The organism is Pseudonocardia oceanicola (genome assembly GCF_047200735.1).
GTDB lineage: Bacteria > Actinomycetota > Actinomycetes > Mycobacteriales > Pseudonocardiaceae > Pseudonocardia.
This window is the reverse complement of the sequence record NZ_JBJZON010000034.1, coordinates 1-26509: the sequence shown is the minus strand read 5'-3', so window position 1 is coordinate 26509 and position 26509 is coordinate 1. Positions and strand designations below refer to the sequence as shown.

Annotated in this window: 23 protein-coding genes, 2 pseudogenes and 2 riboswitches; of the genes and pseudogenes, 10 read left to right on the top strand and 15 right to left on the bottom strand. The window is 74.6% G+C overall.

All coding sequences use genetic code 11. The annotated features are described in order from the left end of the window. Positions 1 to 237: 237 nt before the first annotated feature. From ACL02T_RS31130 to ACL02T_RS31095, 8 genes are all read right to left on the bottom strand, one after another. On the bottom strand, positions 238 to 1050 hold the full coding sequence (locus ACL02T_RS31130; protein WP_412834380.1) for an MOSC domain-containing protein: 813 nt from the start codon (positions 1048 to 1050) through the stop codon (positions 238 to 240). After that, positions 1047 to 1982: an ABC transporter substrate-binding protein gene (locus ACL02T_RS31125; RefSeq protein WP_412834379.1), complete on the bottom strand. Its 936-nt coding sequence runs from the start codon at positions 1980 to 1982 to the stop codon at positions 1047 to 1049. The genes ACL02T_RS31130 and ACL02T_RS31125 overlap by 4 nt, the downstream gene beginning before the upstream one ends. Then, positions 1979 to 2737: an ABC transporter permease gene (locus ACL02T_RS31120; protein ID WP_412834378.1), complete on the bottom strand. Its 759-nt coding sequence runs from the start codon at positions 2735 to 2737 to the stop codon at positions 1979 to 1981. Before ACL02T_RS31120 ends, ACL02T_RS31125 begins: the two co-directional genes overlap by 4 nt. After that, on the bottom strand, positions 2734 to 3384 hold the full coding sequence (locus ACL02T_RS31115; protein ID WP_412834377.1) for an ABC transporter permease: 651 nt from the start codon (positions 3382 to 3384) through the stop codon (positions 2734 to 2736). Before ACL02T_RS31115 ends, ACL02T_RS31120 begins: the two co-directional genes overlap by 4 nt. Then, complete coding sequence (locus tag ACL02T_RS31110) at positions 3384 to 4454, bottom strand: ABC transporter ATP-binding protein (protein WP_412834376.1); 1071 nt, start codon at positions 4452 to 4454, stop codon at positions 3384 to 3386. The genes ACL02T_RS31115 and ACL02T_RS31110 overlap by 1 nt, the downstream gene beginning before the upstream one ends. A 123-nt stretch (positions 4455 to 4577) precedes the next feature. Then, complete coding sequence (locus ACL02T_RS31105) at positions 4578 to 7427, bottom strand: EAL domain-containing protein (RefSeq protein WP_412834375.1); 2850 nt, start codon at positions 7425 to 7427, stop codon at positions 4578 to 4580. Positions 7428 to 7616: 189 nt separating this feature from the next. Beyond that, the gene (locus tag ACL02T_RS31100; RefSeq protein WP_412834374.1) at positions 7617 to 8837 is read right to left on the bottom strand and encodes an NAD(P)-dependent malic enzyme; all 1221 of its coding nucleotides are present in this window, start codon (positions 8835 to 8837) and stop codon (positions 7617 to 7619) included. A 170-nt stretch (positions 8838 to 9007) separates the two neighbouring features. Then, positions 9008 to 9286 (bottom strand): S26 family signal peptidase, encoded by a 279-nt coding sequence (locus tag ACL02T_RS31095; protein WP_412834373.1) that lies wholly within the window; start codon positions 9284 to 9286, stop codon positions 9008 to 9010. Positions 9287 to 9419: 133 nt separating this feature from the next. Between ACL02T_RS31095 and sodN the strand changes: the two genes are divergently transcribed. Beyond that, the gene (gene sodN, locus ACL02T_RS31090; protein ID WP_412834372.1) at positions 9420 to 9833 is read left to right on the top strand and encodes a superoxide dismutase, Ni; all 414 of its coding nucleotides are present in this window, start codon (positions 9420 to 9422) and stop codon (positions 9831 to 9833) included. Between the two features lie 104 nt (positions 9834 to 9937). Here sodN and ACL02T_RS31085 read toward each other — a convergent pair whose 3' ends face one another. Continuing rightward, positions 9938 to 11530 (bottom strand): MFS transporter, encoded by a 1593-nt coding sequence (locus ACL02T_RS31085; RefSeq protein WP_412834371.1) that lies wholly within the window; start codon positions 11528 to 11530, stop codon positions 9938 to 9940. Between the two features lie 911 nt (positions 11531 to 12441). Next, positions 12442 to 12503: riboswitch (Fluoride riboswitch) on the bottom strand. Between the two features lie 111 nt (positions 12504 to 12614). After that, positions 12615 to 12679, top strand: a riboswitch (Fluoride riboswitch). A gap of 176 nt (positions 12680 to 12855) precedes the next feature. Between ACL02T_RS31085 and crcB (ACL02T_RS31080) the strand changes: the two genes are divergently transcribed. From crcB (ACL02T_RS31080) to ACL02T_RS31060, 5 genes are all read left to right on the top strand, one after another. Beyond that, a complete protein-coding gene (gene crcB / locus ACL02T_RS31080; protein ID WP_412834370.1) occupies positions 12856 to 13551 on the top strand; it encodes a fluoride efflux transporter CrcB in 696 nt (231 codons plus the stop codon). Next, positions 13548 to 13904, top strand: coding sequence for a fluoride efflux transporter CrcB (gene crcB / locus ACL02T_RS31075; protein WP_412834369.1), 357 nt, complete (start codon positions 13548 to 13550; stop codon positions 13902 to 13904). Before crcB (ACL02T_RS31080) ends, crcB (ACL02T_RS31075) begins: the two co-directional genes overlap by 4 nt. 21 nt (positions 13905 to 13925) lie before the next feature. Beyond that, the gene (locus tag ACL02T_RS31070; protein ID WP_412834368.1) at positions 13926 to 14477 is read left to right on the top strand and encodes a universal stress protein; all 552 of its coding nucleotides are present in this window, start codon (positions 13926 to 13928) and stop codon (positions 14475 to 14477) included. A gap of 280 nt (positions 14478 to 14757) precedes the next feature. Then, on the top strand, positions 14758 to 15768 hold the full coding sequence (locus ACL02T_RS31065; RefSeq protein WP_412834367.1) for an arsenic resistance protein: 1011 nt from the start codon (positions 14758 to 14760) through the stop codon (positions 15766 to 15768). Positions 15769 to 15919: 151 nt separating this feature from the next. After that, the gene (locus ACL02T_RS31060) at positions 15920 to 17662 is read left to right on the top strand and encodes a GAF domain-containing protein (protein ID WP_412834366.1); all 1743 of its coding nucleotides are present in this window, start codon (positions 15920 to 15922) and stop codon (positions 17660 to 17662) included. A gap of 22 nt (positions 17663 to 17684) precedes the next feature. On the opposite strand, the gene ACL02T_RS31055 is transcribed toward ACL02T_RS31060, so the two are convergent. The 5 genes from ACL02T_RS31055 to ACL02T_RS31035 form a co-directional block, all read right to left on the bottom strand. Continuing rightward, on the bottom strand, positions 17685 to 18536 hold the full coding sequence (locus ACL02T_RS31055; protein WP_412834365.1) for a sulfite exporter TauE/SafE family protein: 852 nt from the start codon (positions 18534 to 18536) through the stop codon (positions 17685 to 17687). Next, positions 18536 to 18697: a hypothetical protein gene (locus ACL02T_RS31050; RefSeq protein WP_412834364.1), complete on the bottom strand. Its 162-nt coding sequence runs from the start codon at positions 18695 to 18697 to the stop codon at positions 18536 to 18538. Before ACL02T_RS31050 ends, ACL02T_RS31055 begins: the two co-directional genes overlap by 1 nt. A gap of 200 nt (positions 18698 to 18897) precedes the next feature. Then, positions 18898 to 19125 (bottom strand): hypothetical protein, encoded by a 228-nt coding sequence (locus ACL02T_RS31045; RefSeq protein ID WP_412834363.1) that lies wholly within the window; start codon positions 19123 to 19125, stop codon positions 18898 to 18900. Between the two features lie 352 nt (positions 19126 to 19477). Then, positions 19478 to 19864 carry a group I truncated hemoglobin gene (locus ACL02T_RS31040; protein WP_412834362.1) on the bottom strand — a complete coding sequence of 129 codons (387 nt, stop codon included), beginning with the start codon at positions 19862 to 19864 and terminating at the stop codon, positions 19478 to 19480. Between the two features lie 123 nt (positions 19865 to 19987). Next, the gene (locus ACL02T_RS31035) at positions 19988 to 21670 is read right to left on the bottom strand and encodes a CocE/NonD family hydrolase (RefSeq protein ID WP_412834361.1); all 1683 of its coding nucleotides are present in this window, start codon (positions 21668 to 21670) and stop codon (positions 19988 to 19990) included. Between the two features lie 184 nt (positions 21671 to 21854). Here ACL02T_RS31035 and ACL02T_RS31030 point away from each other — a divergent pair. Both ACL02T_RS31030 and ACL02T_RS31025 read left to right on the top strand, forming a co-directional pair. Further along, a pseudogene (locus tag ACL02T_RS31030) lies at positions 21855 to 22463 on the top strand (alcohol dehydrogenase catalytic domain-containing protein). A 53-nt stretch (positions 22464 to 22516) separates the two neighbouring features. Beyond that, positions 22517 to 22849 (top strand): annotated as a pseudogene (locus ACL02T_RS31025) (aquaporin); the annotation flags it as partial. A gap of 89 nt (positions 22850 to 22938) precedes the next feature. On the opposite strand, the gene ACL02T_RS31020 reads toward ACL02T_RS31025, so the two are convergent. Further along, on the bottom strand, positions 22939 to 24024 hold the full coding sequence (locus tag ACL02T_RS31020; protein WP_412834360.1) for an AraC family transcriptional regulator: 1086 nt from the start codon (positions 24022 to 24024) through the stop codon (positions 22939 to 22941). 97 nt (positions 24025 to 24121) lie between these two features. Between ACL02T_RS31020 and ACL02T_RS31015 the strand changes: the two genes are divergently transcribed. Both ACL02T_RS31015 and ACL02T_RS31010 read left to right on the top strand, forming a co-directional pair. Then, positions 24122 to 25606 carry a flavin-containing monooxygenase gene (locus tag ACL02T_RS31015; protein ID WP_412834359.1) on the top strand — a complete coding sequence of 495 codons (1485 nt, stop codon included), beginning with the start codon at positions 24122 to 24124 and terminating at the stop codon, positions 25604 to 25606. After that, entirely contained in the window at positions 25606 to 26451 is an 846-nt protein-coding gene (locus ACL02T_RS31010) for an SDR family NAD(P)-dependent oxidoreductase (RefSeq protein ID WP_412834358.1), read from the top strand. Before ACL02T_RS31015 ends, ACL02T_RS31010 begins: the two co-directional genes overlap by 1 nt. Positions 26452 to 26509: the final 58 nt, after the last annotated feature.

The following is a 26509-nucleotide window of genomic DNA, read 5'->3' as shown; positions in this document are numbered from 1 at the left end:
CAGCGTAGGCAGAGGGGAGCAACGAGATCCATACCGTGCACGGGTACCCCCGTGGGGGGACCACGCGGGGACGTGGTCACGGCCGGGCCTCGCGAGCGGGCCGCGACGGTCCGGCAGTGGCACGGGACCCGGCGCCGGTCCGGTGAGGGTGTGCACCCCGCGGACGGTAGGAAGGCGCCGGGCCCCCGGATCCGAGACGACCCCCGATCCCTCCCTGAGCGGAGCGGTCAGGGTCGCCTACTCCCCCACCCGCACCTCGTCCCCCGCCCGGACCGTCCCGCCGGTCACGACCTCGGCGTACACCCCGGCGCAGGGCAGGAGACCGAAACCGGGGACCTCGACCCGACGGGCCAGGAGCGGGCGGACCGCGTCCGGGGCGCGGCCGAGCGCGCCGTGCTCCAGGGTGGGCACCGAACAGCGCGGGGTGGGTAGCGTGGCGCGCAGCCGCACCGCCCCGAGCGTGATCTCCCGGCCCGGCCAGTCGTTCTCGGCGAAGGGCGGAGAGCCCTCCGGGGTCCGGACGACGACGTTGGGCCGGTAGCGGAGCGCCTCGGCCGCGCCGACGCCGATCGCGTCGAGCGTCGCGGTGGTGATCAGGTGCACGGGCGAGTGGTCGACGAACGCGCCGCCCGGGGTGCCCTGCGCGATCTCGAGGAGCGCGTAGTCCACCTCGGCCTCGACGCCCTCGGCGAGCACGTCGACCGGGTCGGGCCGCTCGACCTCGGCCCCCGCCGGGCGCTCGTCGGCCATCCGCACCCGGCGCCCGAGCAGCGCGGACAATTCCTCGTCCGCGGCCGAGGCGTCGACCTCGCGCCCGTCCGGCAGGGTGACCCGCACGCCGTCGGGCGCGGTGGTCGAGCGGCACTGCAGCAGCTGCCGCCAGCGGCGCGGGTGCTTGGCGGTGGCCACCCGGCCGGTCTCCTCGTCGAGCAGCGCGAACCGGCGGTCCCCGGCGACGCCGAGCGGGCCGACCGCGATCTCCTCGACCGGCTCGCCCAGCATCGACTTGACCGGGTAGCGGTAGAGGGCGGCGATCGTCCCGATGCTCACCCCGACAGGCCCTGCTGCGCGAGCCAGTTCTTGGCGACCGTTCCGACGTCGGGCTTGTCCGGGCCGGCGAGCGTGCGGTTGAGCTCGACGAGGTCCTCGGTGGTGAGCGTGGCCTGGACGGCGTCGAGGGCCTGCTTCACCGTGTCCGTCGCCTTGCTCGCGTTGATCAGCGGCACGACGTTCTGCGCGGCGAAGTTGTTCTTCGGGTCCGCGAGCGCCACGAAGCCGTTGTCCTCGATGGCGGGGTCGGTGGTGAACAGGTCCGCCGCCTGCACGGTGCCGTCGTTGAGCGCCGCCACGGTCAACGGGCCCCCGGTGTCGAGCGCGCGGAACTCCTTGAACGTCAGGCCGTAGGTCTCCTCCAGCCCGGGGATCCCGTCGGGCCGGGTCTGGAACTCCGACGGGCCGCCGAAGACCATCTCCCCCGCGATCGGGGCGAGGTCGCCGATCTCCTTCAGGTTGTTCTCCTGCGCGAACCGACCGGTGACCACGACGGCGTCCTTGTTCTCCGCCGCCGCCTTGTCGAGCACGGTGAGCGGCGCGGGGACGGCCTGCTGCAGGGCCGCGTAGACCGGGTCGGACTCGGTCTCGGTGGCGTTCTTGTCGATGTACTGCAGCAGTACGCCGGTGTAGTCCGGGATCAGGTCGATCGACCCGTCCGTGAGGGCCGGGAAGTAGACCTCGCGGCTGCCGATGTTGAAGTTCCGCTCGACCTTGACGCCCTTGGACTCCAGGGTCTGCGCGTAGATCTCGGCGAGCACCTGGTTCTCGGGGAAGTCGGCGGAACCGATCCGGACGACGTCGGGCGCGGCCGGGGCCTGGGTGCCGCCGGAGCCCAACGGGTCGTTCGAGCCCCCGCCTCCGCAGGCGGCCAGCCCGAGGATCAGGGCCGCGCCGGCGGCGACGAGGGTGAGGGGACGGGCCAGTTTCACGGTTCGGCTCCTGCGGGCTCTCGGGTGGGGACGGGATCGGGGTCGGCGGGATCTCGGGCCGGCGTGGCCCGCCCGCCGGTGGCGGGGGGCGGGCGGCGGTCGCCGCCGCGCAGCCCGGGTGAGACGACCGCGCGCTGCACCAGCGCGAGCAGCGCCTCGACGACGAGTGCGAGCACGGCCACCAGGATCGCGCCGGCCGCCGTCTGCGGGTACTCGCGGGTGCGCAGGCCGTCGATCAGGAAGCGGCCGAGCCCGCCGAAGCTCACGTACGCGGCGACCGCAGCGGTTGCGATGACCTGCAGCGCCGCCCCGCGCAGGCCGCCGAGCACGAGCGGCAGCGCGTTGGGCAGCTCGACCTTGGCCAGCACCTGCCATTCGCGCATCCCCATGCCGCGGGCGGCGTCGACCGCACCGGGGTCGACGTTGCGCACGCCGGAGTAGGTGCCGGCGAGCAACGGCGGGACCGCGAGCACGGCGAGCGCGAGGGTGACCGGGAGGAGCCCGATCCCCATCAGCAGCACCAGCAGCGTGAGGAGGCCGAGCTCGGGCAGCGCCCGCAGCCCGTTGGCGGTGCCGACGACGAGGAAGCCGCCGCGCCGCCCGTGCCCGATGAGGGCGCCGATCGGCAGCGCCACCAGGGCGCCGAGCGCCAGGGCGAGGACCGTGTACCACAGGTGCTCGACCAGCCGGGCCGGGATGCCCGCCGGACCGGTCCAGTGCGTGGGCTCGAGGAGCCAGGAGAACAACGCGTTCACGCGGCCGCCCCCGCCCGGGCCCAGGGCGTGGTGACCCGTCCGATCAGGACCAGCGCCCCGTCGACGACCAGCGCCAGGAGCAGGATCAGCACGATCCCGGTGAGGATCTCGAGCGGGAAGTTGCGCTGGTAGCCGTCGGTGAACAGCTGCCCGAGCCCGCCGACGCCGATCAGCGCGCCGACCGAGACCAGGCTGATGTTCGACACCGCGGCCACCCGCAGCCCGGCGATGAGCACCGGCACCGCCAGCGGCAGCTCGACGGAGACGAACCGGCGGCCGGCCCGGTACCCCATCGCCGTGGCGGACGCGACGACCATGGACGGGACGGCGCCGAGCGCGTCGGCCACCGAGCGGACCAGCAGGGCGACGGTGTAGATCGTGAGCGCGACGACGACGTTGAGCGGGTCGAGGATCTGGGTGCCGATGACCGCCGGCAGCACGATGAACAGGGCCAGCGACGGGATCGTGTAGAGCACGCTGGCGGCGGGCACGAGCACCCCGCGCAGCGCCCGGTGGGCGGACGCGGCCCAGCCGATCGGGACGGCGAGCACCAGTCCGACCAGCACCGGGACCAGCGCGAGGACCACATGCTCGCCCAGCAGCGTGCCGAGCATGCCGAGATTGCGCGGGATCCAGTCCCAGACCATCAGGCCGCCTCGTCCGCCCGGGACGCGGCGAGCGCGCGCAGCACGTCGTCGGCGCTCAGCGCGCCCGCGACCCGGCCCTCGCCGTCGACCGCGACCCCGCGGCCCGACGGCGAGGAGAGCGCGGCGTCGAGCGCGCTGCGCAGCGAGCCCGACCCGACCTCGTACAGGGATCCGCCGGGCACGACGGCCGCCTCCTCGACGGTGCCCCCGCCGTGCACCCAGCCCAGCGGTCGCCCGTCCGCATCGGCGACCAGCGACCAGCCCGGGGGCGCCGACCCGCCGACGCGCACGGTGGGCAGCTCGGCCAGCGGCAGCTCGTCGGACAGGAAGCCCAGCTTGCGGTAGCCGCGGTCGCGGCCGACGAAGCCGTCGACGAACCCGTCCACGGGCCGGTCGAGCAGCACGCCCGGCTCGTCGTACTGCGCCAGGACGCCACCGGTGCGGAACACCGCGACCTTGTCGCCGAGCTTCACGGCCTCGTCGATGTCGTGGGTGACGAACACGATCGTCTTGCCCAGCTCGCCCTGCAGCCGCAGCAGCTCCTCCTGCAGGCTCTCCCGCACCACCGGGTCGACCGCGCTGAACGGCTCGTCCATGAGCAGCACGGGCGGGTCGGCGGCCAGCGCGCGGGCCACGCCGACGCGCTGCTGCTGGCCGCCGGACAGCTGGGCCGGGTAGCGGCCCGCCATCTCCGACGCCAGGCCCACGACCTCCATCAGCTCGTCCGCCCGCGCCCGCGCCTTGCGCCTGGGCCAGCCGAGCAGCAGCGGCACGGTGGCGATGTTGTCCCGGATCGTCTTGTGCGGGAACAGCCCTGCCTGTTGGATCACGTACCCGATGCCGCGGCGCAGCTCCGCCGCATCGCCCGTGGTCACGTCCCGCCCGTCCACCGTGATGGTGCCCGAGGTGGGCGTGACCATCCTGTTGATCATGCGGAGCGAGGTGGTCTTGCCGCAGCCGGACGGCCCGACGAAGACGGTCACCCGCCCGGCGTCCACGGTCAGGTCCAGCCCGTCGACCGCGACGGTCCCGTCCGGGAACCGCTTCGTCACGTCGCGGAACTCGATCACCCGGGTTCCCCTCGTCCCGGCGACCGCCCTCCGGCCGCCATGGTCCGACGAGGCTATCCGGCGGCACCGACAGGGGCGAGCCGGACGGCCGAGCGTGATCGCTTCGACGTCCGGGGGCCGCGGTCAGGCGCCCGCCGACCGGGCGGGGGTCGGCAGCCGGCCGCCCGCGAGCACCCGGCGCAGGTCCTCCGGCACGAGCGGCCGCGAGAACAGCCAGCCCTGGTAGGCGTCGACGCCCAGGCCGCGCAGCACGTGGAACTGCTCGGCCGTCTCGACGCCCTCGGCCACCGTGGTCCGCCCCATCGCGCGGGCCATGTCGACGACGGCGCGGGCGACCGCGAAGTCCGCCGGGTCCGACCCGACGCCGGTGACGAACGCCCTGTCCACCTTGACCGTCTGGGTGGGCAGTTCCTTGAGCCGGGCCAGCGAGGAGTATCCGGTGCCGAAGTCGTCGACGGCGAACCGGACACCGCGCGCGGTGAGCTCGGCCATGACGTCGCGCGCGGCCTGCGGCAGCGCGACCAGGCCGGTCTCCACCAGCTCGAGGATCAGCCGGTCCCACGGCAGGCCGGATCCGGAGACGATCCGGGTCACCTCGTCGAGGAAACCGGGCTCGCTGGGCAGCAGACCGGCGAGGTTCACGGCCACCGCCGCGTGCCCCGGCCAGGTCACGGCCTCGTTCACGGCGGTCCGCAGCACCCACAGGTCGAGGTCGCGCAGCATCCCCGCGCGCTCGGCGACGGGCAGGAAATCCCCCGGCGGGATCGTCCCGCGCTCCGGGTGCGGCCAGCGGACCAGCGCCTCCGCCGAGACCACGGACCCGTCCGGCCCCACGACCGGCTGGTACTGCAGCGCGAGCCGGTCCTCGACCAGTGCGGCGCGCAGCTCCCCCTCGAGCTCGAGCTGCCGGTCGGCCGAGCCGACCACGGCCGGCGACGCGGTGGCGACACCGCCCCGGTCCGTCCGCTTGGCCTCGTGCATCGCCACCTCGGCGTAGCGCAGCAGGTCGGCGGCCTCGACGGGATCCTCCGGCCGGGCGTCCGGGGTGGCGACGCCGACGGTGGCGGTGACCTGCACCGGGCGCCCGTGCACGCTGAGTGTGCCGCCCATCAGCCCGGCCACCCGGCGAGCCAGTACCTCGGGCCCGCCGACCGGGTCGTGGTCGGTGCAGATCACCACGAACTCGTCGCCGGCCAGCCGGGCCGGGGTGCAGCCCGCGGGGAGCTCCCGGCGCAGCCGCTGGGCCGTGCCGACCAGCAGCTCGTCCCCGGCCTCGTGGCCGAGGGCGGAGTTGACCCGCGCGAAGTCGTCGAGGTCGCCGCAGACCACGGCGACCCGATCGCCGCCGGGGCCGGCGAGCAGGTCGGCGACGAGGTCGAGCGCGGCCGCCCGGTTCGGCAGCCCGGTCAGCTCGTCGACGATGGTGTCCGCCTCGCGCGGCACCCCCGCCGAGGCGACCTCGGTGGCCACGACCAGCCAGAACGGGTCGCCCTCGGCCGAGGTCGAGGCGGTGACGGCGAGCGCGGCGGTCACCCGTGTCCCGTCGCCGCGCCGCAGCGTGACGGCCGGGACCCGGTAGCCGTTGCCGCCGCCGGTCGGGATGCGGCGCAGCCAGCCGGGCAGCGCCGCCGTGTCGGGCCCTGGCTCGGCGTCGGCCGTCAGGTCGAGGGCCGTCCGTCCGCGCAGCTCCGCCGCCGGCCGGTCGAGGAGTGCGCAGAAGGCCTCGTTGGCGTCGGTGAGCCGGCCCGCGGCGTCGAACAGCCCGACGCCGGCCGGCACCGTCGAGAGGAGGTCGGCGAAGCGGCGGGCGGAGTGCCGGCCGCTCTCGGCGAGCCGCTGCGCGGTGACGTCCCGGACCATGCCGGCGAGCCGCACGGGCACACCGTCCGGACCGCGCTCCACACCGGCCCGGCAACTGAGCACGCGCTCACCCGGCAGCCGCAGCTCGACGTGCTGATCGGTGGGGCCGGAACCGGTGCGCAGCGCCCGGCAGAGCGCGGCCACCTGCTCGCCCTCGACCGGCCCGTGCGGGCCGTCCGGCACCACGCCGACGTCGCGGTACAGCTCCTCGAGCGAGGGGCTGCGCCAGAAGCAGGCGGTGGCCAGGTCGAACGTCCAGGTCCCGACCCGGGCCAGCCGCTCCAGCTCGGCGGTCCAGCGCCGGTCGCCGCGCTCGCGCTCGCCCAGCTCCACGAGGACGACGGTGTGCAGATCGGCGGGCAGCTCCCAGCGGACCACACGCACCCGCACCGCGGTGCCGTCGGCCCGGAGCAGGCGGGCGTCGGCGTCGGGCCCGGTGAGCAGCCCGCCCAGACGCAGGCCGAGCGGGTGGGCAGGACGGCCGGCCAGGCGCAGGAAGGCGTCGTTGACGCGCAGGATCCGGCCGGCACCGTCGCAGACGACCGCGGGCTCCGCCGGCAGCGGCACCACGTCGAGGCGCTCGCCGAACAGCGCCGACGGCGGCAGCGACGCGGTGCCGAACGCGGCGTCGCGCAGAGCGGGCGACACCGCCCGCAGACCGCCGGCGTCCGTCGTCGGGGGCTCGAGCGGGAGCGCGTGCGGGCCGCTGACCTGCTCGGGCGGGGCGACGAGCCGTACCGCGCCGGGATCGGTGCGCGCCTCGGGCTCGGTCTGCTCCTCGTACTCCGGGAGGCCGGGGCGCCCCGGCGAGCTCGACGCCCGCGGCCGGGCCTGGTCCGGCACCGGGCCGCCCGAGGGCGCGGAGATCGCCCGGGCGAGGCGGTCGGCGAAGCGGGCCTGCCCGGGGCGGGGCGGGCGGTTGTCCGCGCGCCGCAGGTCCGCCCGTCGCACCGGACCCGGCAGGTCGCCCGGTCCCGCGCCGTCCGGCCCGTCGGACCCGCCGGCCCCGTCGAGAAGGCCCTCCTCCTCGGTCGGGTCCGCGCCGGCTCCGTCGGGGACGCCCGACCGGGCAGGCTCGTCCGCCGCCTCGCCCTGCCCTCCGAAGCCGCTCACCGTGCCCCCCACGTGCTCGCCGTGTGACCGGGGCCGACGGGCCCCGTCACGGAGCACAACGAGCGGCTGCTCCACTCGATCCGGGCACGCCGCTCGACCGGACGACTCCGACCCGAGTGAGTTACGGCACCTCCGCGCACACTCCGTGATCGACTCGGCCGACCGGCGGAAGAACAGCAGGTGAGAGGCCTACCGGTGATCGCTCTCGGTCACCCCGGCGGCCGGGTCCTGCCGGGCGGCCTCGGCGACGGCGGCCGCCACCTCGGGCGCGACCCGCGGGTCGAACGGGCTGGGGACGATCCGGTCGGCGGCGAGGTCGTCCGTGGCCACGGAGAAGATCGCGTTCGCGGCGGCGAGCTTCATCGACTCGGTGATCCGCCGCGCGCCGGCGTCGAGTGCCCCACGGAACACACCCGGGAAGGCCAGCACGTTGTTGATCTGGTTCGGGAAGTCGCTGCGCCCGGTGGCGACGACCGAGGCGTACCGCGCGGCGATCTCCGGGTGAACCTCGGGGTCCGGGTTGGACAGCGCGAACACGAACGGCTCCGGCGCCATCGTGGCGAGGAGCTCCTCGGGCAGGGTGGCGCTGGAGAGCCCGACGAAGACGTCGGCGCCGCGCAGGGCGTCGGCCAGGCCGCCCCTGACCCCCCGGGGGTTGGTCTCGGCGGCCAGCGCACCCTTCTCCCCGCCCCGGGCGGTGTCGACCACCCCGCGCGAGTCCAGCACCACGACGTCCGACGCGCCGGCGGCCAGCAGGATCCGTGCGCACGCCACACCCGCGGCGCCCGCACCGGAGACCACGACCTTCAGGCTGCGCAGGTCCCGCGCGGTGGCCGCGCAGGCGCCCTGCACCGCGGCGAGCAGCACGATCGCGGTGCCGTGCTGGTCGTCGTGCATGACCGGACAGTCCAGCGCCTCGACCAGCCGGCGCTCCAGCTCGAAGCACCGCGGCGCGGCGACGTCCTCGAGGTTGACCGCGCCGAAGCTCGGCCGCAGCCGGACCAGCGTCTCGACGATCTCCTCGACGTCGGTGGTGTCGAGCACCAGCGGGATCGAGTCGAGCCCGCCGAAGGTCTTGAACAGCGCGGACTTGCCCTCCATCACCGGCAGCGACGCGCGCGGGCCGATGTCGCCGAGGCCGAGGACGGCGGTGCCGTCGCTGACCACGGCGACCAGCCGGTCGGTCCAGGTGTAGCGGCGGGCCAGCGCCGGTTCGGCGGCGATGGCGCGGCTGACCTCGGCCACCCCGGGGGTGTAGGCGATGGCGAGGTCGCGGGCGTCGCGCAGCGGCGCGGACAGGCCGGTGGTCAGCTTGCCGCCCTCGTGCGAGGCGAAGATCTCCTCGCGGGTCGGGGCGGGCGTGCCCGCGGTCAGGTCCGAGGACAGGGTGCGCTCCGGGGAGACGGTCATGACGAGAACTCCGGTACGGGTGCGGTGGACGCTCACGCGCGTCCCTACTCGCCGTGCACCGGGGGCAGGTCTCGCCGGATCGGTGCCGGACGGCCCCCTCGCGACAGGCCCCGCGGGATGCGGCGGGACGGGCGAGGGATCGGCTGTCGGGTACTGGTGAGGACCGTACCTCAGAGTCGCCGGGGCCGGGGCCACAACCGCCGCGTGACGACGGCCACCACCTCGGCCGGGCCGAGCGTGCGCGAGTCGGTGGACCCGAACGGGTTGTCCCCCTCGACCCACCACAGTGCGCCCTCCGGCCGCACCGCGCGTTTCACCGAGAGCTGCTCGGGACGGGCGGGCCAGCACACCAGGACCACGTCACCCGGTCGGGCGGGCCCGCCGAACCGGACCAGCACGACGTCGTCGTCGGACAGGGTGGTGGACATGGAGGGGCCGCGCACCGTCACCGCACGCCACCCGCGGCGATGCCCTGTGACGCGTGTCCGGAACACCCGCTCCACCCCACCTTCCGGCCTGCTGGCCCCCCGCCCCCGGGAGTAGGGTCGGGCACGCCAGAACGATCACCACCAGGGAGGACCCATGCGGCTGTCCCGCATTCTCCGCCCGCGGCTGGAGGCCACCGCGCACTGCGACCTCCCCTGCGGCGTGTACGACCCGGCCCAGGCGCGCATCGAGGCCGAGTCCGTCAAGGCCATCCAGGAGAAGTACCAGGGCAACGACGACCCGGCGTTCCGGGAGCGGGCCCTGCAGATCAAGGAGCAGCGCTCCGACCTCGTGAAGCACCACCTCTGGGTGCTGTGGACGGACTACTTCAAGCCGCCGCACTTCGAGAAGTACCCCGAGCTGCACGAGCTGTTCAACAAGGCCACCAAGAAGGCCGGCGGCGGCCCCGGCGGGACCAAGGCCTCGGTCGACCCGAAGGACGGCCAGGAGCTGCTGGACTACATCGCCCAGATCGACAAGATCTTCTGGGAGACCAAGCAGGCGGCCTGATCCGGGCGCACAGAGCGGCGCTGACCAGCGGGGATGACTCCTCGTGGGTCAGCGTCGCTCGTCGTTGTGGGGGGTGTGGTGAGGGGCTGTCAGCGCGCCCGACCTCACCGCCGGGAGCCGAGACGGTGCCGGCCTGCGCCGCCCAGGTCGTCGCCACCGACCTCGGCCCCGCCGTCGTTCCTCCCGTCGCCGCCCTCGCCGTCGCCGCGCGGGGGCAGGGTGTAGATCGTCGACGCGGACGCCGCGGCGAGGTCGGAGGCGCGGGGACGGCGGGTGCGCCGCGCCACGAGCCACCCCAGTGGGATCCCGAAGGCGGAGAAGATGGCGAGCACGAGACACGCACGGGCGAACCCGGCCGCCAGGGCGTCCGCGCCCGCCTGGCCCGCCTCGGCCTTCACCATGGACACCCGGGCCACGATCCCCGCAGCGACCGCGGTCATCACCGCGCCGCCGACGTAGCGGGCCATGTTGGAGATGCCGGAGGCAGAGCCGACCTGTTCGGTGGGCACACAGGCGGTGGCGACCGAGGAGGCCGGGCCGTTGGAGAGGGCCAGCCCGACCGCGATGCCCAGCAGCGGGATCAGGAAGGCGACGTAGCTCCAACCGGGTCGCACCGCGGCGAGCACGGCGAACGACGCGGTGAGCACCACGAACCCGGCCGTGACGACGACCCGGGCGCTGAACTTGTGTGCCAGCGGGCTCACGACCGGGGCGACGACCACGACCGCGGCGGCCACCGGGAGTGTCGCGAGCCCGGCCTGGAAGCTGCTCATGCCGAAGGCCAGCGGGTTCTGGAAGTAGAGGCTGATCATGAAGGTGATCGCCGCGATCGCCCCGGCACCGATGAGGATCGCGATCGTCGCTCCCACGAGCAGGACGTTGCGCAGGAGTGCGAGGTCGATGAGCGGTGCGGACACCCGGCGCTCGACGAGGACGAAGCCCACGGCCGCGAGCACGGTCGTCACCAGGCAGACCAGGGTCGGCACCGAGACCCACCCCCACGACGATCCCTCGGTCACCGCGAAGACGAACGGCACGAGCACCCCGGCGATGAGGACGGTGCCGGCCCAGTCGATGCGCCGTGACCGTTCCGGGTCGGACGACTCCGCCACGGTCGCCCAGGTCAGCGGGATGCACGCGGCCGCGATCGCGGCGTTGACCCAGAACAGGCCCTGCCAGCCCGAGGCCTCGTTGAGGACACCCCCGATCACCGGCCCTGCCGCCGCGCCGACGGCCGCCGCGCCGCCCCACAGCGACACACCCCACATCTGGCCCTGCCCCGAGGACGCCACGGAGAGCAGGCCGAGGCCGCAGGCCAGGATCGTCGCGCCGGCCGCGCCCGCGATCACCCGCCCGAGGACGACCACACCGCCGGTCGGGGCCAGAGCGATGAGCACGGAGGAGGCCACGAACAGCAGCAGGCCGCCCATGAAGATCCGCCGCCGCCCGAAGACGTCGCCGAGGGCCCCGCTGGTGACGATGGTCGCCGCGCCGACCAGGAGGTAACCCGTGACCGCCCACTGCAGGACGTCGATCGGAGTGCCGAGGTCCGTGCTGATCGACGGGATCAGGATGCTGACCGCCGACGTGTTCGCGTTGACCACCAGCGTGGAGACGCAGGCCACGAGGAGCACACCCAGGCCGGGGCGGACCCCGGGGTCGTCGGTACCGGAGGAGGCGGCCGCGGCGCTGGTCATGGGTGCCGAGGATGCGGATCACGCCCTCGGCAGGGCCCCGGCCGAAGGTCCCGTCACCCCGCGCCACAAGTCCCGCGCCCGGCATCGTGCCCGTCCGAGGCGTCCCGGGTGGTGGTCGGCACGCCGGGGGCGAGGCGCAGGCCGGTGCTCGGGTTCCGTGGTCGGGCCCGACTGCCGATGCAGCACTCACGGCGACGGTGTGTCAGGGCCGGTCGAAGTTCCAGGGGATCCAGCAAGGTGGCCATCAGGATGGCGCCGACCGCGACGCTCCCGCTGCTCGCCAGGACCCACCCGCTCGCCAGGAGAAGAACTCCCAGGGCCACCTGCACCTTCGCGATGAGCTTCGGCGTGTTCACCGGTGGTCCGGGAGTGGTGCACCTCCCTGGCCAGTTCGGGATCCTCGACGTCGATCTGATGGGCCAGCGCGGCGAGGGTGCGGCGTTGGCGACGGGACAGCTTCATCCTCGCTCTGCTCCTCGGTGGGACCTGTCAGGTCTGTGCGGCAACAGCACGCGCGCGTGGTCGCCGCGGTGTGCGTGCTCAGGTCGGACTCGCCGGGGGTGGGCCCTCGGATCCGTCACCTCCTGGCGACCGCGGCGGGGACCACCAGGAGGTGGACACGGGTCGAGAGCGCGACGATCACCAGCAGCGTCCCGAGCGCGAAGATCAGCCAGGTGCCCACCGGCGCGGACCTGCGTAGCACCCTGGGCCTGCCGGTCCGGTCGCCGAGGTGGGGTCGACGGCGCGCGCCGGTGATCGGCTCGGTGCTCGTGCCCCGGCTCGGCGGTGCGGGCCGGGCCGACTCGTGCCCGGCTGGGCGGACCACCACGGGCCGCGCAGCCGGGCCGGACCGCGCGGCGGAAGGGAGGGGGTGGGGAGAAGCTCGCCCATGGCACACCTACCCGGTCGCAACGGGGGTAGGGGCCATCAGCCCTGACGGGCGGTTGAGGCGATCTCCATCGCCTGGACCGGTGAGATAGCCCGCACCGGCCTCGTCGGCCACCCCCCGGATCCCCGCAGGCGGCGGGGATCGGAGTCCGCTGCTGGTCGCCCGGGTGGCCTGTCGGCCGCAGTGGGGCTACAGTGCCTGCTCGGCGATGGAGCTCGCCGTTGACCGCCCGATGGCGGGCTGATGGCCCCTACCCACCCTGGTAGGAGTGCGCCGTGATCCAGCCGTTGTCCCCCGTGGCGTCGGTGACGTGTGCCGATCGCCCTCGACCTCGACCCCTGTCGAGCGCGGGGCCCGGGCGGCCGACCCCGGCGGATCTGCCGCGCCGCGCTCGGACACACGAGGTTCGCCGCGAGTGCACAGAAGGTGGTTGAGCGTGCCACTGCCGTACCCCTCCAGCGGTGACGACGGACAGCACCGTCGCGCCGAGCGCGAGCTGCCGCCCGGCACCGAGCAGGACACCGAGCAGGGCATCGAGCCCGGCCCGGTGAGGAAGGCCGAGCACGATGCCGAGATCGATCCCGATCGGGAGCCGGAACCGGGCCCTCGCCGGCGGCAGCCCCGGCTCGTGACGGTGGTCGGGGCCGTGGCAGCCGGTGGGGCGCTGGGCGCGGAGGCCCGGTACGGCCTCGGGTCGGCGCTGCCGCACGTCCCGGCCCAGTGGCCGTGGTCGACCCTGCTGGCCAACGTCACCGGCTGTGTCCTCATCGGGATACTCATGGTCGTCATCACCGAGCTCGTCGACGCGCACCCGCTGGTGCGACCCCTGCTCGGTGTGGGGTTTCTCGGCGGCTACACCACCTTCTCCACCTACACCGTCGACACCCTCGCCCTGGCCCGCACCGGGCACCTGCCGTGGGCCATCGGCTACGTGGTCGCCACGCCGGTCCTCGCCGTCCTCGGTGCCGCAGCGGGCGCGGCCGTGGCCCGTGTCGGCGCCACGCGCCTCGTCGCCCGCGACGGCCGCTCCGCCCGACCCGACGGCGTTCCGGACGGGCGCGACAGCGCAGCGGGGGCCGATCACGCTGCAGGGCGGCCGACTCCCCGCTCACCCGAGCAGGAGAGACGATGAACGCGCTGTACGTGGCACTCGGGGCAGCCGTCGGGGCCCCGCTGCGGTTCCTCACCGACCGGACCCTCAAGGGCTGGTTCCCCGGCCGCTTCCCGTGGGGAACCTTCGCCGTCAACATCGTCGGCTCCTTCGTCCTCGGCGTGGTCACCGCCTCGGCGGGCCCCGTCGTGGCCACGCTGGCCGGCACCGGCTTCTGCGGCGCACTGACCACCTACAGCACCTTCAGCTACGAGACCCTCGGCCTGGCCGAGGGCGGTGACCGGCTGCTCGGCACGCTCAACGTCGTGGGCAGCGTGCTCGTCGGCCTCGCCGCCGCCCTGGCCGGCTGGACCGTCGGTGGCGGCCACCTCTGAGCCGTCGGGAAGGAGACGACCATGAACCCGCCTGCCCAGCCGGGCTCCGATCGTCAGGGCGTCGAGCAGCTCGACGAGCGGCGCATCCACCGGCAGGTCGAACCTGCCCGACCCCCGCAGGCCCACCTGGTGCTCGGCCACGGCCGCGACGCCTCCAGCGAGGCCGCGCTGCCCGTCGCCGCCGACCTCGCTCGCCGACTGCAGGCCCAGCTGCACGTCGTGCACGGCGTCGATCTTGCCGACTACCCGATCGACCCCGACGCGGCCGACTGGGAGGAGCAGGCGCAGCGCGTCCTCGTGGCTCAGCAGCAACACGTCGCCGATGCCCTGGCCGACGCCGACACCGGGTGGAGCTACCACGCCTGGCGCGGCGACCCCGTCGGGCTGCTCGCCACGGTCGCCGACGAGACCGACGCGCTGATGATCATCGTCGGCTCCCGGGGCGAGGGCCCCGGGAAGGTCCTCGACCGCATCGTCGAGCGTTCGGTCTCCCACGGACTGATCGCCCGCCAGCATCGGCCGGTGCTCGTCGTGCCTCACCCGGCCGACGCCCCGAGACGTCGCCCCACCTGACCGCGGGAACCCGCACGGAGCCCTGCGGCGGGCACGTCTCGTCGCCAGGCCTCGACGAGGTGCCGGGCCGGCCGGCACCGGATCCGGCGATGCGGCACACGGTGAGGGCCGTACGCCGGCACGGCCTATCGTCGTCCCCACGTGGACGGGCGGTCGCCCGGAGGTGACGTCGTGAAGTCGGTGCGTACCCGACGGGGCCGGCCCCGGACCGTCGCCGGCAGGAGCCGCAGGGGCGGGTCGCGGTGAGCCCGGACGGCGGCGCGCGGTCGGAGCCGCCGAGGTGAGGACGCCCGGCACGACCGACGCCGGGGCGGTCGCGTGGACGGACCGCCACCAGGTCCCGATCTATCTCGGGGCCATCGTCGCCGGGCTCCTGGTCGGCCTCGTCGCCCCCGGCGCCGGCCCCGGCCTGGCGCTCGCGATCAACCCCGTCCTCGGTGCACTGCTCTCCGTGACCTTCCTCCAGGTCCCCGCACGGGAGCTGGCCCGCTCGCTGCGGGCGGGACGGTTCCTCGGTGCGGCGTTGGTCGTCAACTTCGTCGTCGTCCCGCTGGTCGTGGCCGCCATGGTCGGCTTCCTGCCCGCCGACCGGGCCGTGCGCGTCGGGGTCCTGCTGGTGCTGCTCGCACCGTGCGTCGACTACGTGATCGTGTTCTCCGGACTCGCCGGGGGCAGCAGTGACCGGCTCCTCGCCGCCACGCCGTTGCTGCTCATCGCGCAGATGGTGTTGCTGCCGCTGTTCCTGCTGCTGTTCCTCGGCTCCGGTCTGGCCGAGGTGGTCGACGTCGGCCCGTTCGTCGAGGCCTTCCTCGTCCTGATCGTGATCCCGCTCGCGGTCGCGTGGTCGACGCAGGCCTGGGCCGCCCGGTCGCGCACCGGGCAACGGGTCGCCGACCGGGCCGGGACGCTGATGGTCCCGCTGATGGTGGCGACCCTGCTCGTCGTGGTCGCCTCCCAGGTACCGGCGCTCGGCGGCGACCTGTCGGCCGTCGCCGCCGTCGCCCCGTTCTACGTGATCTTCCTCGTCGTGATGGCCCCGCTGGGGATGGTGGTGGCGAGGCTGTTCCGGCTCGGCCCGCCGGAGGGGCGCGCGATCGTCTTCACCGGCGCCACCCGTAACTCCCTCGTCGTGCTGCCGCTCGCGCTCGCCCTCCCGGACGTCTTCGCGGTGGCCGCGGTCGTGGTCGTCGCCCAGACACTCGTGGAGATCATCGGGATGGTCGGCTACGTGCGGCTCGTCCCTCGTCTGCTGCCGGCGACGAGACGTTCCGGCCCGCCTGCGACCCCCTGAGGGCACCCGCACCCCGGGAGACCCGGGCCCGCCACCTGCCGGTCACCTGCCGGGGTGTCGCCGGGCGACCCGAGGTGCTAGGCAGACAGGTGCGGACGACACCTACCGGCCGTACCCGAGGAGGCGGATGATCGGGCCCGAGGAGCACCTCATGGATCAGGACCGACAACGGGAGTACACGGACCGGGCCCGGGAACTGAGCCGCACGCTCGCACAGACCTCCCGGGCGCTGCACCGGGCCTGCGAGGAGGCCGCTCGCCACAGCGAGCAGCTGGCCGCCCACCTCCGGCCCCCGGCCGCCGTCGACCACACGGTCACCGCGAAGCGCTGGCACGCCCGCGCCGAGCAGGCGCTCGCGACGGCACGGATGTGGGAGTCGCGGCAGCGGGCAGCCGTCCCGGCCCCGAGACCGACTCCTCCCGACACCGACGACCGGCCGGTGCGGCACGGTCCGCACGACGAGGCCGAGCCACCCGGTGGTCGGCCCGACACGTCTGCGACCCCCGCCGGAACGGTGGCGGGCGCGCGCGGGACGGCGGGCTCCGGCGCGGTCGGCCCCCGGCCCGACGAGCCGTTGAGCTTCGTCGACGTGCCGCGGCTCGAGCTCGACGAGCTGCTCGAGCAGCTCGTCGAGCGGGCCGAGGAGGTCCTGGCCACCCAGAGCAGGCTGCGCGGACTTCTGCGCGCGCACCGGGCGGTCGGCTCGAACCTCGACCTGCCGGTGCTGCTGCGACGGATCGTGAGCGAGGCCCGCGCCCTGATCGGGGCGGACTTCGCCGCTCTCGGGGTGCTCGGCGCGGACGGGAACCTCGTGGAGTTCGTCCACGAGGGCATGCCCGGGGACGCCGTCGCCTCGATCGGTCACCTGCCCGAGGGCCACGGCATACTCGGGGCGTTGATCGACGATCCGCACCCGATCCGCCTGCGGGACCTGAGCAGGGACCCGCGCTCGTGCGGCTTCCCGCCCGGCCATCCGCCCATGGGCAGCTTCCTGGGCGTGCCGATCCGGGTCCGCGACGAGGTGTTCGGCAACCTCTACCTGACCGACAAACACGACGACGGGGCGTTCACCGCCGACGACGAGGAGCTCATCCAGGCCCTCGCGGTGTCCGCGGGGGTGGCGATCGACAACGCCGTGCTGCTCGCCGACACGCGGAAGCGGCAGGCCTGGCAGGCCGCCGCCACCGGCATCACCACCGATCTGCTCGCCGGCGCCGAACCGACGGTCGTGCTGGAGCACCTCGTCACCACGGTGCGCGACCTCGGCGACAGTGACGGCGCCCTGCTGCTCGTTCCCACCGACGACCCGGACGAGCTGCTCGTCGCCGTCGCGGAGGGCGATCTGGTGACCCACCTGGAAGGCCTGCGCATCCGCGACGCGGACCACGCCGGGGCAGCGGTCGTGCCCGCGGACGAGCCCCTCGTCGTCGACGATGCCGACGGCGATCCCCGGACCGACGGGTCGCCGTTCACCGGGATCGGTGTGGGGCCGCTCCTGCTCGCACCGATGACCGGCGCCAGCGGGTCATGGGGCTCGCTCGGCGTCTGCCGGGCCCGCGGCCGGGAGCGTTACCGGCCCCGCGAGATCGAGGCCGTCGCCTCGCTGGCCGGGCACGCCGCACTCGTGGCCGCCGCCGCCCGCGTCCGGGTGGAACAGGAACTCCGCAGCCGTCACGACGACCGGGACCGCATCGCGCACGACCTCAACACCCTGATCATCCACGACCTGCTGGCCCTCGGGACCCGGTTGACCGGCCTGGCCGGGAAGATCGCCGACCCGGCGCACCGACGGCAACTACTGGCTCACGCGGGCCAGCTCGACCACATCGCCCGCAACATCGGCTCCAGCGTCTTCGACCTGTACCAGCACCCCGACGACCCCGGGATCGAATGACCGCCGCGGAGCTCCGGCACCGTCAGAGGGCAAGGATGCTCTGCACCCCGACGAAGGCACCGACCGCGAGGAGCAGGACCGCGAAGGCCTTGCCGAGGGTGGCGCCGGAGAGCCGGTCGGCGATGCGCTTGCCGGCGAGCGTGCCGACGACAGCGGCGAGGGTGAAGGGCGCGACGACCTGCCAGTCGAGGTGCAGGTCGCCGATCCGCGACACCAGCGACGAGATCGAGTTCAACACGATCACCAGCAGCGACGTCCCGGCCGCCAGGGCGATCGGCATGTCCAGCACGATCACCAGCGCGGGGACGAGGAGGAAGCCGCCGCCGACGCCGAGGAAGCCGGTGAGGAAGCCGACGGCGACCCCGCACAGCACGACCTTGGCTCCCCGGACGAGGAGCCGGGCACCGCGGCCCGCGGGGGCCCGGGCCGCGAGCGCCGCCCCGCCGGGCGAGCGGCCGTGGCGCGCGACGGACGCGGTGGCGCGGCCGGAGCCGGAGCCCTCCTCGCCGTCGTCCCCTCGCCGGGCGCGGGAGTCGAGCAGCATCGCGACGGCCGCCATCAGCGTGAGCACGGCGAAGGCGATCAGCAGCACCGGCTCGCCGACGTGCCGGTTGAGCAGGGTGCCGAGGTAGGCGGCGGGAATGCCGACCAGACCCAGGGCGATCCCCGTGCGCCAGGCGACGTCTCCGCGGCCCCGCGCGAGCACGCCGACCACCGCGGCGACACCCACGATGATGACGCTGCTCGTCGTGGCGTCCTGGGCGTCCTGCCCCAGGAGGTAGACCAGCACGGGCACGGTGAGGACCCCGCCCCCGCCGCCGAGTCCCCCGATGACCGCGCCGATCAGGAGCCCGAGGGCCGCCGCGACGACCATCAGGCGACCGTGCCCCGGGCACCGTCGTCGCGTGACACCGTCCGGCCCGCCGCGGCCCAGGTCCTCGTCCCGCCGGCGAGGTTCCGGACGTCGATCCCGGCGGCGGCGTGGGCCTCGGCTCCGGCCGGGACGGCCTGGGTGATCTGGTCGGGCGTGGGCATCGGCCGGCCTTTCGGGGGGAGCTCTCACTTTCCGGGAAGCCGGGCCTAATGTACGGTCATTCGGGGTCGCCAGCAAGGGAGACACCGGTGGGTCCTCCGTCGTCGTGACGGAGACCGGCGAGCTGGGTGCAGCGACGTGGAGCACAGGCTCAGAACGGCAGGGGGCTCAGAACGGCACGGGGCTCAGAACCGCACGGGGCTCAGAACGGCACGGAGGCGGCGTGCGCGGCGCGCACCGCGGCGCCGACCCGCACGCCCAGCCGACCCAGGCGGGAGCCGCGTCCACGCGCCGGCGCCCCGGCGGGACCGGTCGGGCCTGCGGGGCCGGCAGAGTCGACGGACTCAGGGGTGACGGGCCCTGCGGCGACGGGCCCCGGCGTGATCGGCCCCGGAGTGACGGCGCCGCGCGCGGTACGGGTGGTGCTCATGGACGACGTCCTCACGGCTGGTGCGGGTGGGCGGGCTCGCGACGCGCCACCCGACCGGACGTCGGGGGGAGCGCTACCGGGCCCGGCGACACAGCCGGTCGTCGACGGAGAGCTGATCGGTGGCCAGCAGGCACACGCAGTACGCGTGTCGCCGCGACGGCCCCTCAGCACTCACCCGGCCAGTGCACCATTTGCGGGACCCCGGCCGCAACCCGGGTGTGACGTCCCCGCCGCGGCTCCGACCCCGGCGGCCTCGATCGGCACCGTCGGGCCGCACCTGGCCGCACCTGGCCGCACGGGGGCCGGCACCGGTCGGCTACGCCGCGCCGCACCCGGCCCGGCGGGTGAGGGGTCAGCCGGCGAGCGTGTTCTCCGGCGGGGCGATGTCGGCCTTGAGCGGGCCCAGGGTCTCGCCGATCGTGCCGATCGTCTCCGCCGGCACGCCGAGCTCGGTCAGCGTGGCCACGAGATGACCGACGACCAGGTCGAAGTGCGCCGGACGGATGCGGAACCTCGCGTGCGCCTCCTTCATCGGCCGTCCCTCGTAGAGCTCGGGCCCGCCGATCGCGGCGGCGATGAAGCTGCGCTGGTGGCCCTTGAGGCGCGCCATGTCGAGGCCGTCGAAGTAGCCGACGAGCGCCGGGTCGGCCAGCACCCGCTCGTAGAACCGGTCGACGGCGGCGGCGACCGCGTCGGCACCGCCGATGGACTCGTAGATGGTGGTTCGGGAAGAAGTCACGTGCGGTGTTCTACGGACCAGCGGTTGCGTCCGGATGACGCAGTGGGGAGAGGGTCGTCACCGACTCCTCACGCCGACCGGCGGGGCGCCGTGAGGGGCAGGGCGACGGCACGGTCGCGAAACTCACAGCACCGGCAGGGCTACCCGGGACGGGTGGACGGCGTCGTGCAGCACCTCGACCGCGCCCGGCTTGCCCCGGGTCGCGACGCCGAACGGCTCGCCCGTGCCGACGTTGCGGGCGAACCGCGGGAACGCGCCGCCGGCGACCTGCACCCGCACCCGGTGCCCGGCGCGGAAGCGGTAGGCGGTGGGGAACAGCTCGAGGGCGACGGCGAGGACCCCGTCCTCCCCCACCGTCACGTCCGCGGCGGGCACGGTCCGTGGGTCCAGCCGCCGGATGCCGTCGACGACGTTGCGGGAGACGCCGCGCTCGTCGACGTCGCAGACCCGGACGAAGACGTCCGCGTGGTCCAGCTCGGGCCGGACGTGCACGACCGCCGTGACCGGCCCGACCACGTCGAGATCGGCGGGCAGCGGGTCCCCGGTGAAGACGAGGACGTCCGCGCGGGACTCGACCGGGGCCTGGTCGACCTGCTCGCCCGGAGGCTGCAGCAGTGGCCCGCCGACACTGGGCGTGGGGTCGGCCGGGTCGTAGCGGATGCCGCTCACACCCGACCCCGGTTCCTCACCCAGCCGGCCCGCGGCCTGCAGGTGGAGCTCCCGCGCGGTCACCGGCGGCGGCCACTCCTCGAACTCCAGCCACTGGTCGGCCCGCTGCAGGAAGAGCCGGACCGGCGCACCCTCGGGCGCCGGGCCGCCGCGCAGGTGGTGGTCCAGCCACGCCACGTCGGTCCGCAGGCCGGTCCGGACCTCCTCGAGTGCCCCGTGCAGCCAGGGCCCGACCACGATCCGTGCCGGCACCCCGGCCGCCCGCAGCGCCCGGTAGTCGCGCAGCTGCTCGGCGACGAACAGGTCCCACCAGCCGGTGACCATGCTGACCGGGGGCAGGTTCGCGAGCGAGCCCGGACCCGTGCGGTCGAACGCGGGCGCCTCCCCGTAGGTGGCGTCCCAGTAGCCGTCGTCGGGCTCGGCGTGCTCCACGAAGTCCCGCCAGTAGGGCACGGGCGCCCCGGCGACCTCGACGTCCGCGGCCTGCAGCGGGACCCGGCGCAGCGCCCGGCGCAGCTTGGCGGCCCGGACCGGGTGCGGCAGGAGCGGGAGCCCGCCGCGCTCCTGGGTACCGATCATCGCGGTCCACCCGAGCGCGTTGAGCAGCGACGGAGCGCCGCCGGTGTAGAAGGTGTCGGTCATTCGGGCCGCCGTGATGTGCGGGGACATCGCGGTGAGCGGCGGGTCGGCGTGGGGCGCGACCGTCCACTGCGTGTGGCCGAGGTAGCTGCCGCCGGTCGTCGCGACGCGGCCGTCGCACCAGGGTTGGGCGCGCAGCCAGGCGAGCGTCGCGAGGCCGTCCTCCCGCTCGCTGGTGAAGGGGCGGAAGTGGCCGCCGGACCCGAAGGTGCCGCGGGTGTTCTGGAGGACGACCTGGAAGCCGCGACGGGCGAGCGGCGCGGCGAACAGCGGGCCGGCCGCGCGCGGGTCGTACGGGGCCCGGATCAGCACCACCGGGAGCGGCCCGTCGGCGCGGGTCGGGCGGTAGCGGGTGCCGACGAGCACGGCCCCGTCCGGCATGGGGACGTGGATCCGCGTGCGGCCGTACGGGACGGGCGGGGAGGTGAGGCCGAGGGCGCGGTCGGCCAGCGAGCCGGCCGCGCGCAGCAGGGGGTGCACTGCCCCGAGGTTAGCCACGGGGCGACGGTTCGGCTCCGGGTGGCACGGGACCGTCGGGGCGCCCGGCTGCTCGCGAGCGATGCTGCGGCGATCGCCGCCCGGCGGGCACACGGTGATCGGAGTCACCCTGCCGCCGTCGGTCGCCCGGCGGGGGCGGGGGTAGGCCGACCGCGCTGTCGATCGCCGTGACGGGAGGAACCACATGAAGGCCGTGGTGTACGGAGCCGTTCCAGGTCAACGTGGAGGACGTCGAGGATCCCCGGATCGAGGACCCGACCGATGTGGTCGTCCGGGTCACGACCACCGCGATCTGCGGGTCCGACCTGCACATGTACGAGGGCCGCACGCCCGCCGAGTCCGGGATGGTCTTCGGGCACGAGACCATGGGCATCGTCGAGGAGGTCGGGCTGATGGCGGCCTACTCGTCGCTGCTCAAGGGCGCGTCGAAGGTCTTCGTGGTGGACAAGGTCCCGTCGCGGCTGCGGCTGGCCGAGCAGATCGGCGCGATCCCGATCGACTTCTCGCAGAGCGACCCGATCGAGGCCGTGCACGACCAGACCGAGGGCGACGGCACCGACAAGGGCGTCGACGCCGTGGGCTACCAGGCCACGGTCGGCGAGGGCGAGGAGCAGCCCGCCGTCGCGCTGAACCAGCTGATCCAGACGCCTACAACCGCCACCTGCGTGACCTGATCATCGCGGGTCGCGCCGAGCCGAGCTTCGTCGTGTCGAAGGAGATGCCGCTGAGCGAGGCGCCCGACGCCTACGCCCGGTTCGACAAGCGCGAGGAGGGCTACTCCGGCGCCACCTGAACCCGGCCGTCTCGATCGCGCTCGCGACGGTCGGGGAGTTCCCGTGGCGGTCGGTGCCGGCCTACGCGGCGGCCCAGTTCGCCGGCGGGTTGCTGGCCGGGCTGGTCAACTGGGGCCTCTTCGGGGGCGGGACGGCGCGGGAGCAGCTCGCGCTCGGTGCCACCCACCCGGGTCCGGGCGGGGGCGGACCGGCGCTGCTCGCCGAGTTCGTCATCACCTTCCTGCTGATGGTGACGGTCATGGCGGTGGACCGGCGCACCCCCGGTCCGGTGTCCAGCGGGCTGGCCGTCGGGCTGATCGTGACCGCGGGGATCTGCGCGACGCTGCCGGTGTCCGGGGGTTCGTTCAACCCCGCCCGCGCGTTGGGACCGATGATCGTCGCGTGGCAGTTCCCCCGGTGGTGGGTCTACTTCGTCGGCCCGATCTCCGGGGCGGGGCTCGGCGCTCGCCTGGCGCCACGTCCTGGGGCAGGGCGTCACACCGGCTGCGGGCCGTCAGGCCTGAGCACCCGCCGCTGCGGTGGCCGCGGTCCCGGCTTCGGAGCGTCGCCGCCGCGCAGGGCCGTCGGCGTGGTGCCGAACCAGCGGCGGACGGCGCGGGTGAGCCCCGACTGCGCCGCCAGGCCCAGCATCGCCGCGACCTGGGCGAACGGCAGGTCCGTGGTGGTGACGAGGCGGTGCGCGGCCTCGCGGCGCACGTCGTCGAGCACCCGCTCGAAGGTGGTGCCCTCGGCGGCGAGGTGTCGCTGCAGGGTGCGCGGGTGCAGCCGCAGCAGCCGGGCGACCTCGCCGACCTGCGGCGGCGCGGAGCCGAGCGAGCGGGCCAGCGTGCCCCGCACCCGTCCGGCCACGGTCTGGCCCGGCTCGGTGAAGTGGTTCTCCAGGTAGTCCAGCGCGAGCGTCCGCAGCACCCGGTCGCCCCCGGCCACCGGCGCCGCGGTGAGCGCCGCCGGCAGCCGCAGGAGGGCGGCGCTCCGCTCGAACCGGACGTCGGCGCCGAAGAACTCGGTGTAGCGCGTCACCGGAACGAGTGGCGGATGGGCCAGGTGGGCCGACCGGAGCCCGTACGGCCCGCCGTGCAGGAGCAGGATGATCCGGTGCAGCAGCCCCAGCCCGAGGTCCGCGGCCTGCGGCGGCAGCGGCAGGGGCCCGGCGGCCCCGTCGACCGCTGCCCCGTAGCGCACCGCGAGTACCCCGCGCACCTCCTCCGGGTCCGGGACCTGGGCGATCGACAGCGCCGGACTGTGCACGAACAGGAAACGCGACGCACTGTCCAGCGCCTCGCCGAGGTTCCGTGCGTTCTCGATCGCCACGGCCAGCGGGCCGAGCACCCCCGCGTCCTGCCGCTCGGCGAGCAGCAGGCCGAGGTCCGGCCGCCCGAGCTCGGCGGCGGCGGTCTCCAGGATCAGCCCGGCGCTCCGGACGCCGATCACGGCGTCGTCGCTCGCCACGGCCTCGCTCGTGACTCCGAACCGCGCGAGCAACTCGGCGGGATCACCGCCCAGCGCGTCGACCAGCGCGGGAAGGCCACGCAACGACGCGGCGCGCACGACGGGCCCCATGTCGCGTGAGGATAAATCATTGTCGCGCAGGGATAAGCACCCGGCCGAGCCGCCGCACCACACTGGGACCGGTCGCCAGCATCGAAGGGGAGCTGACATGAACGAGACCGACGTGCTGATCGTCGGCGCCGGCCTCTCCGGCATCGGCGCCGCCTACCGCCTGCAGCAGGAGCGCCCGCACGACTCGTACGCGATCCTCGAGCAGCGCGAGGCCATCGGCGGCACCTGGGACCTGTTCCGCTACCCGGGCGTGCGGTCCGACTCGGACATGTTCACCCTGAGCTACCCGTTCCGGCCGTGGCGCGGCGAGAAGTCGATGGCCGACGGCGAGAGCATCCGCACCTACATCCGCGACACCGCACGGGAGGCCGGCATCGACCGGCACATCCACTACGGCACCACCGTGCAGAGCGCCTCCTGGTCGTCGACGGACGCCCGGTGGACCGTGACGACCTCGGCGTCGACGGCCGGCTCCGCGGGCTCCGCCTCGACCGAGACCTGGACCTGCCGGTTCCTCTACCTCTGCGCCGGCTACTACTCCTACGAGCGCGGCTACCAGCCGGACTTCCCCGGCCTCGAGGACTACGCCGGCACCTTCGTGCACCCGCAGGCCTGGCCCGAGGACCTCGACCACACCGGCAAGCGGGTCGTCGTGATCGGCAGCGGCGCCACCGCCGTCACCCTCGTCCCGGCGATGGCGGAGAAGGCCGCGCACGTCACGATGCTGCAGCGCTCGCCGTCGTACCTGACCGCGCTGCCGCTGAAGGACACGTTCGCCGACACCCTGCGCCGCCGGCTCCCGGCCGGGCTCGCGCACAAGCTCGTCCGGGCCAAGAACATCGCCGTCACCCAGGGCTTCTACCAGTTGGCCCGGCGCCGGCCCGAGACCGTGAAGAAGGTGCTGCGCGGGATCGCCCTGCGCTTCCTCGACGAGCAGGCCGTCGACGAGCACTTCACCCCGCGCTACGAGCCGTGGGACCAGCGCCTGTGCGTGATCCCGGGTGGCGACTTCTACCAGGCGATCCGCGACGGCTCGGCCTCCGTGGTGACCGACCACGTCGAGCGGTTCACCGAGAAGGGGATCCTGCTGAGGTCCGGCCGCGAGCTCGAGGCCGACATCGTGGTCTCCGCCACCGGGCTGCGGATGCTCCCCCTCGGCGGCCTGGAGATCAGCGTCGACGGTGCGCCCGTGGAGCTCGGCGAGACGTTCTCCTACCGCGGCCTGATGCTCTCCGGGGTGCCGAACCTCGCCTACTGCATCGGCTACACGAACGCCTCCTGGACCCTGCGCGCGGACCTGTCGTCCCGTTACGTCTGCCGGCTGCGGAACCACATGGAGAAGCACGGGTACGCCGCCGCCGCGCCGACCGCTCCCGCCTCCGCCGAGCGCCGCCCGCTGCTCGACCTGACCTCCGGCTACGTGCAGCGCTCGATCGACGCCTTCCCGAGCCAGGGCACCAGCGAGCCGTGGCGGGTGCAGCAGAACTACGTCACCGACGCCCTGAAGATGTCGCGGGCCGACCTCACCCGCGACATGCGCTTCACCCCCACGACCGCCCGCAGCCTGCAGGAGGCCTCCTGATGCCCGCGACCCGGCAGCCGTACCGCTTCGCCGGCAGCACCGCGGTACTCACCGGGGCCGCGAGCGGGATCGGCGAGCGGCTGGCCCACGGCCTCGCCGACCGCGGCAGCGACCTGGTCCTGGTCGACCGGGACGCGGCCGGGCTCGAGGCCGTGGCGGGCACGATCCGCGGCGCGCACCCGGACCTGACGGTCGAGACGCACGTCGTGGACCTCGCCGACCGGGGCGCGACGACCTCGCTCGCCGAGCGGATCGCCGCGGACCACCCGCGCCTCGGCCTGCTGGTCAACAACGCCGGCGTCGCCCTCGGCGGCCGCTTCCGCCAGCTCACGCTCGACGAGTTCGAGTGGGTCATGGACATCAACTTCCGGGCGCCCGTGATCCTCACCCACCACCTGCTGCCCGCACTGACCGCGACCCCGGGCGGGCACCTGGTCAACGTGTCCAGCCTCTACGGGCTGATCGGGCCGGCCGGGCAGTCCGCGTACTCGTCGAGCAAGTTCGCCCTTCGCGGGTTCTCCGAGGTGCTGCGGCACGAACTGGCCGAGACCGGCACGGGCGTGACCCAGGTCCACCCGGGCGGGATCCGGACGAACGTGGCCTCGAGCGCCCGGATCGGGTCCGGCGTCGACCCGGCGGAGATCGCCCGGCACCAGGCCGCGTTCGCGAAGCTGCTGAGCTACCCGCCGGAGAAGGCCGCGGCGGAGATCCTCGAGGGCGTCGAGAAGCGGAAGACCCGGGTCCTCATCGCCTCCAGCGCGAAGGTGCCCGACGTCCTGGCCCGCCTGCTGCCCGGCTCCTACGGCCCCGCCCTGGAGAGGCTGACGGCCCTGCTGGCCCGCTGACCGACCGCGTTAGGGAACCATAACGCGCGATATGGGCTACCGAGAGCGCATTATGGTT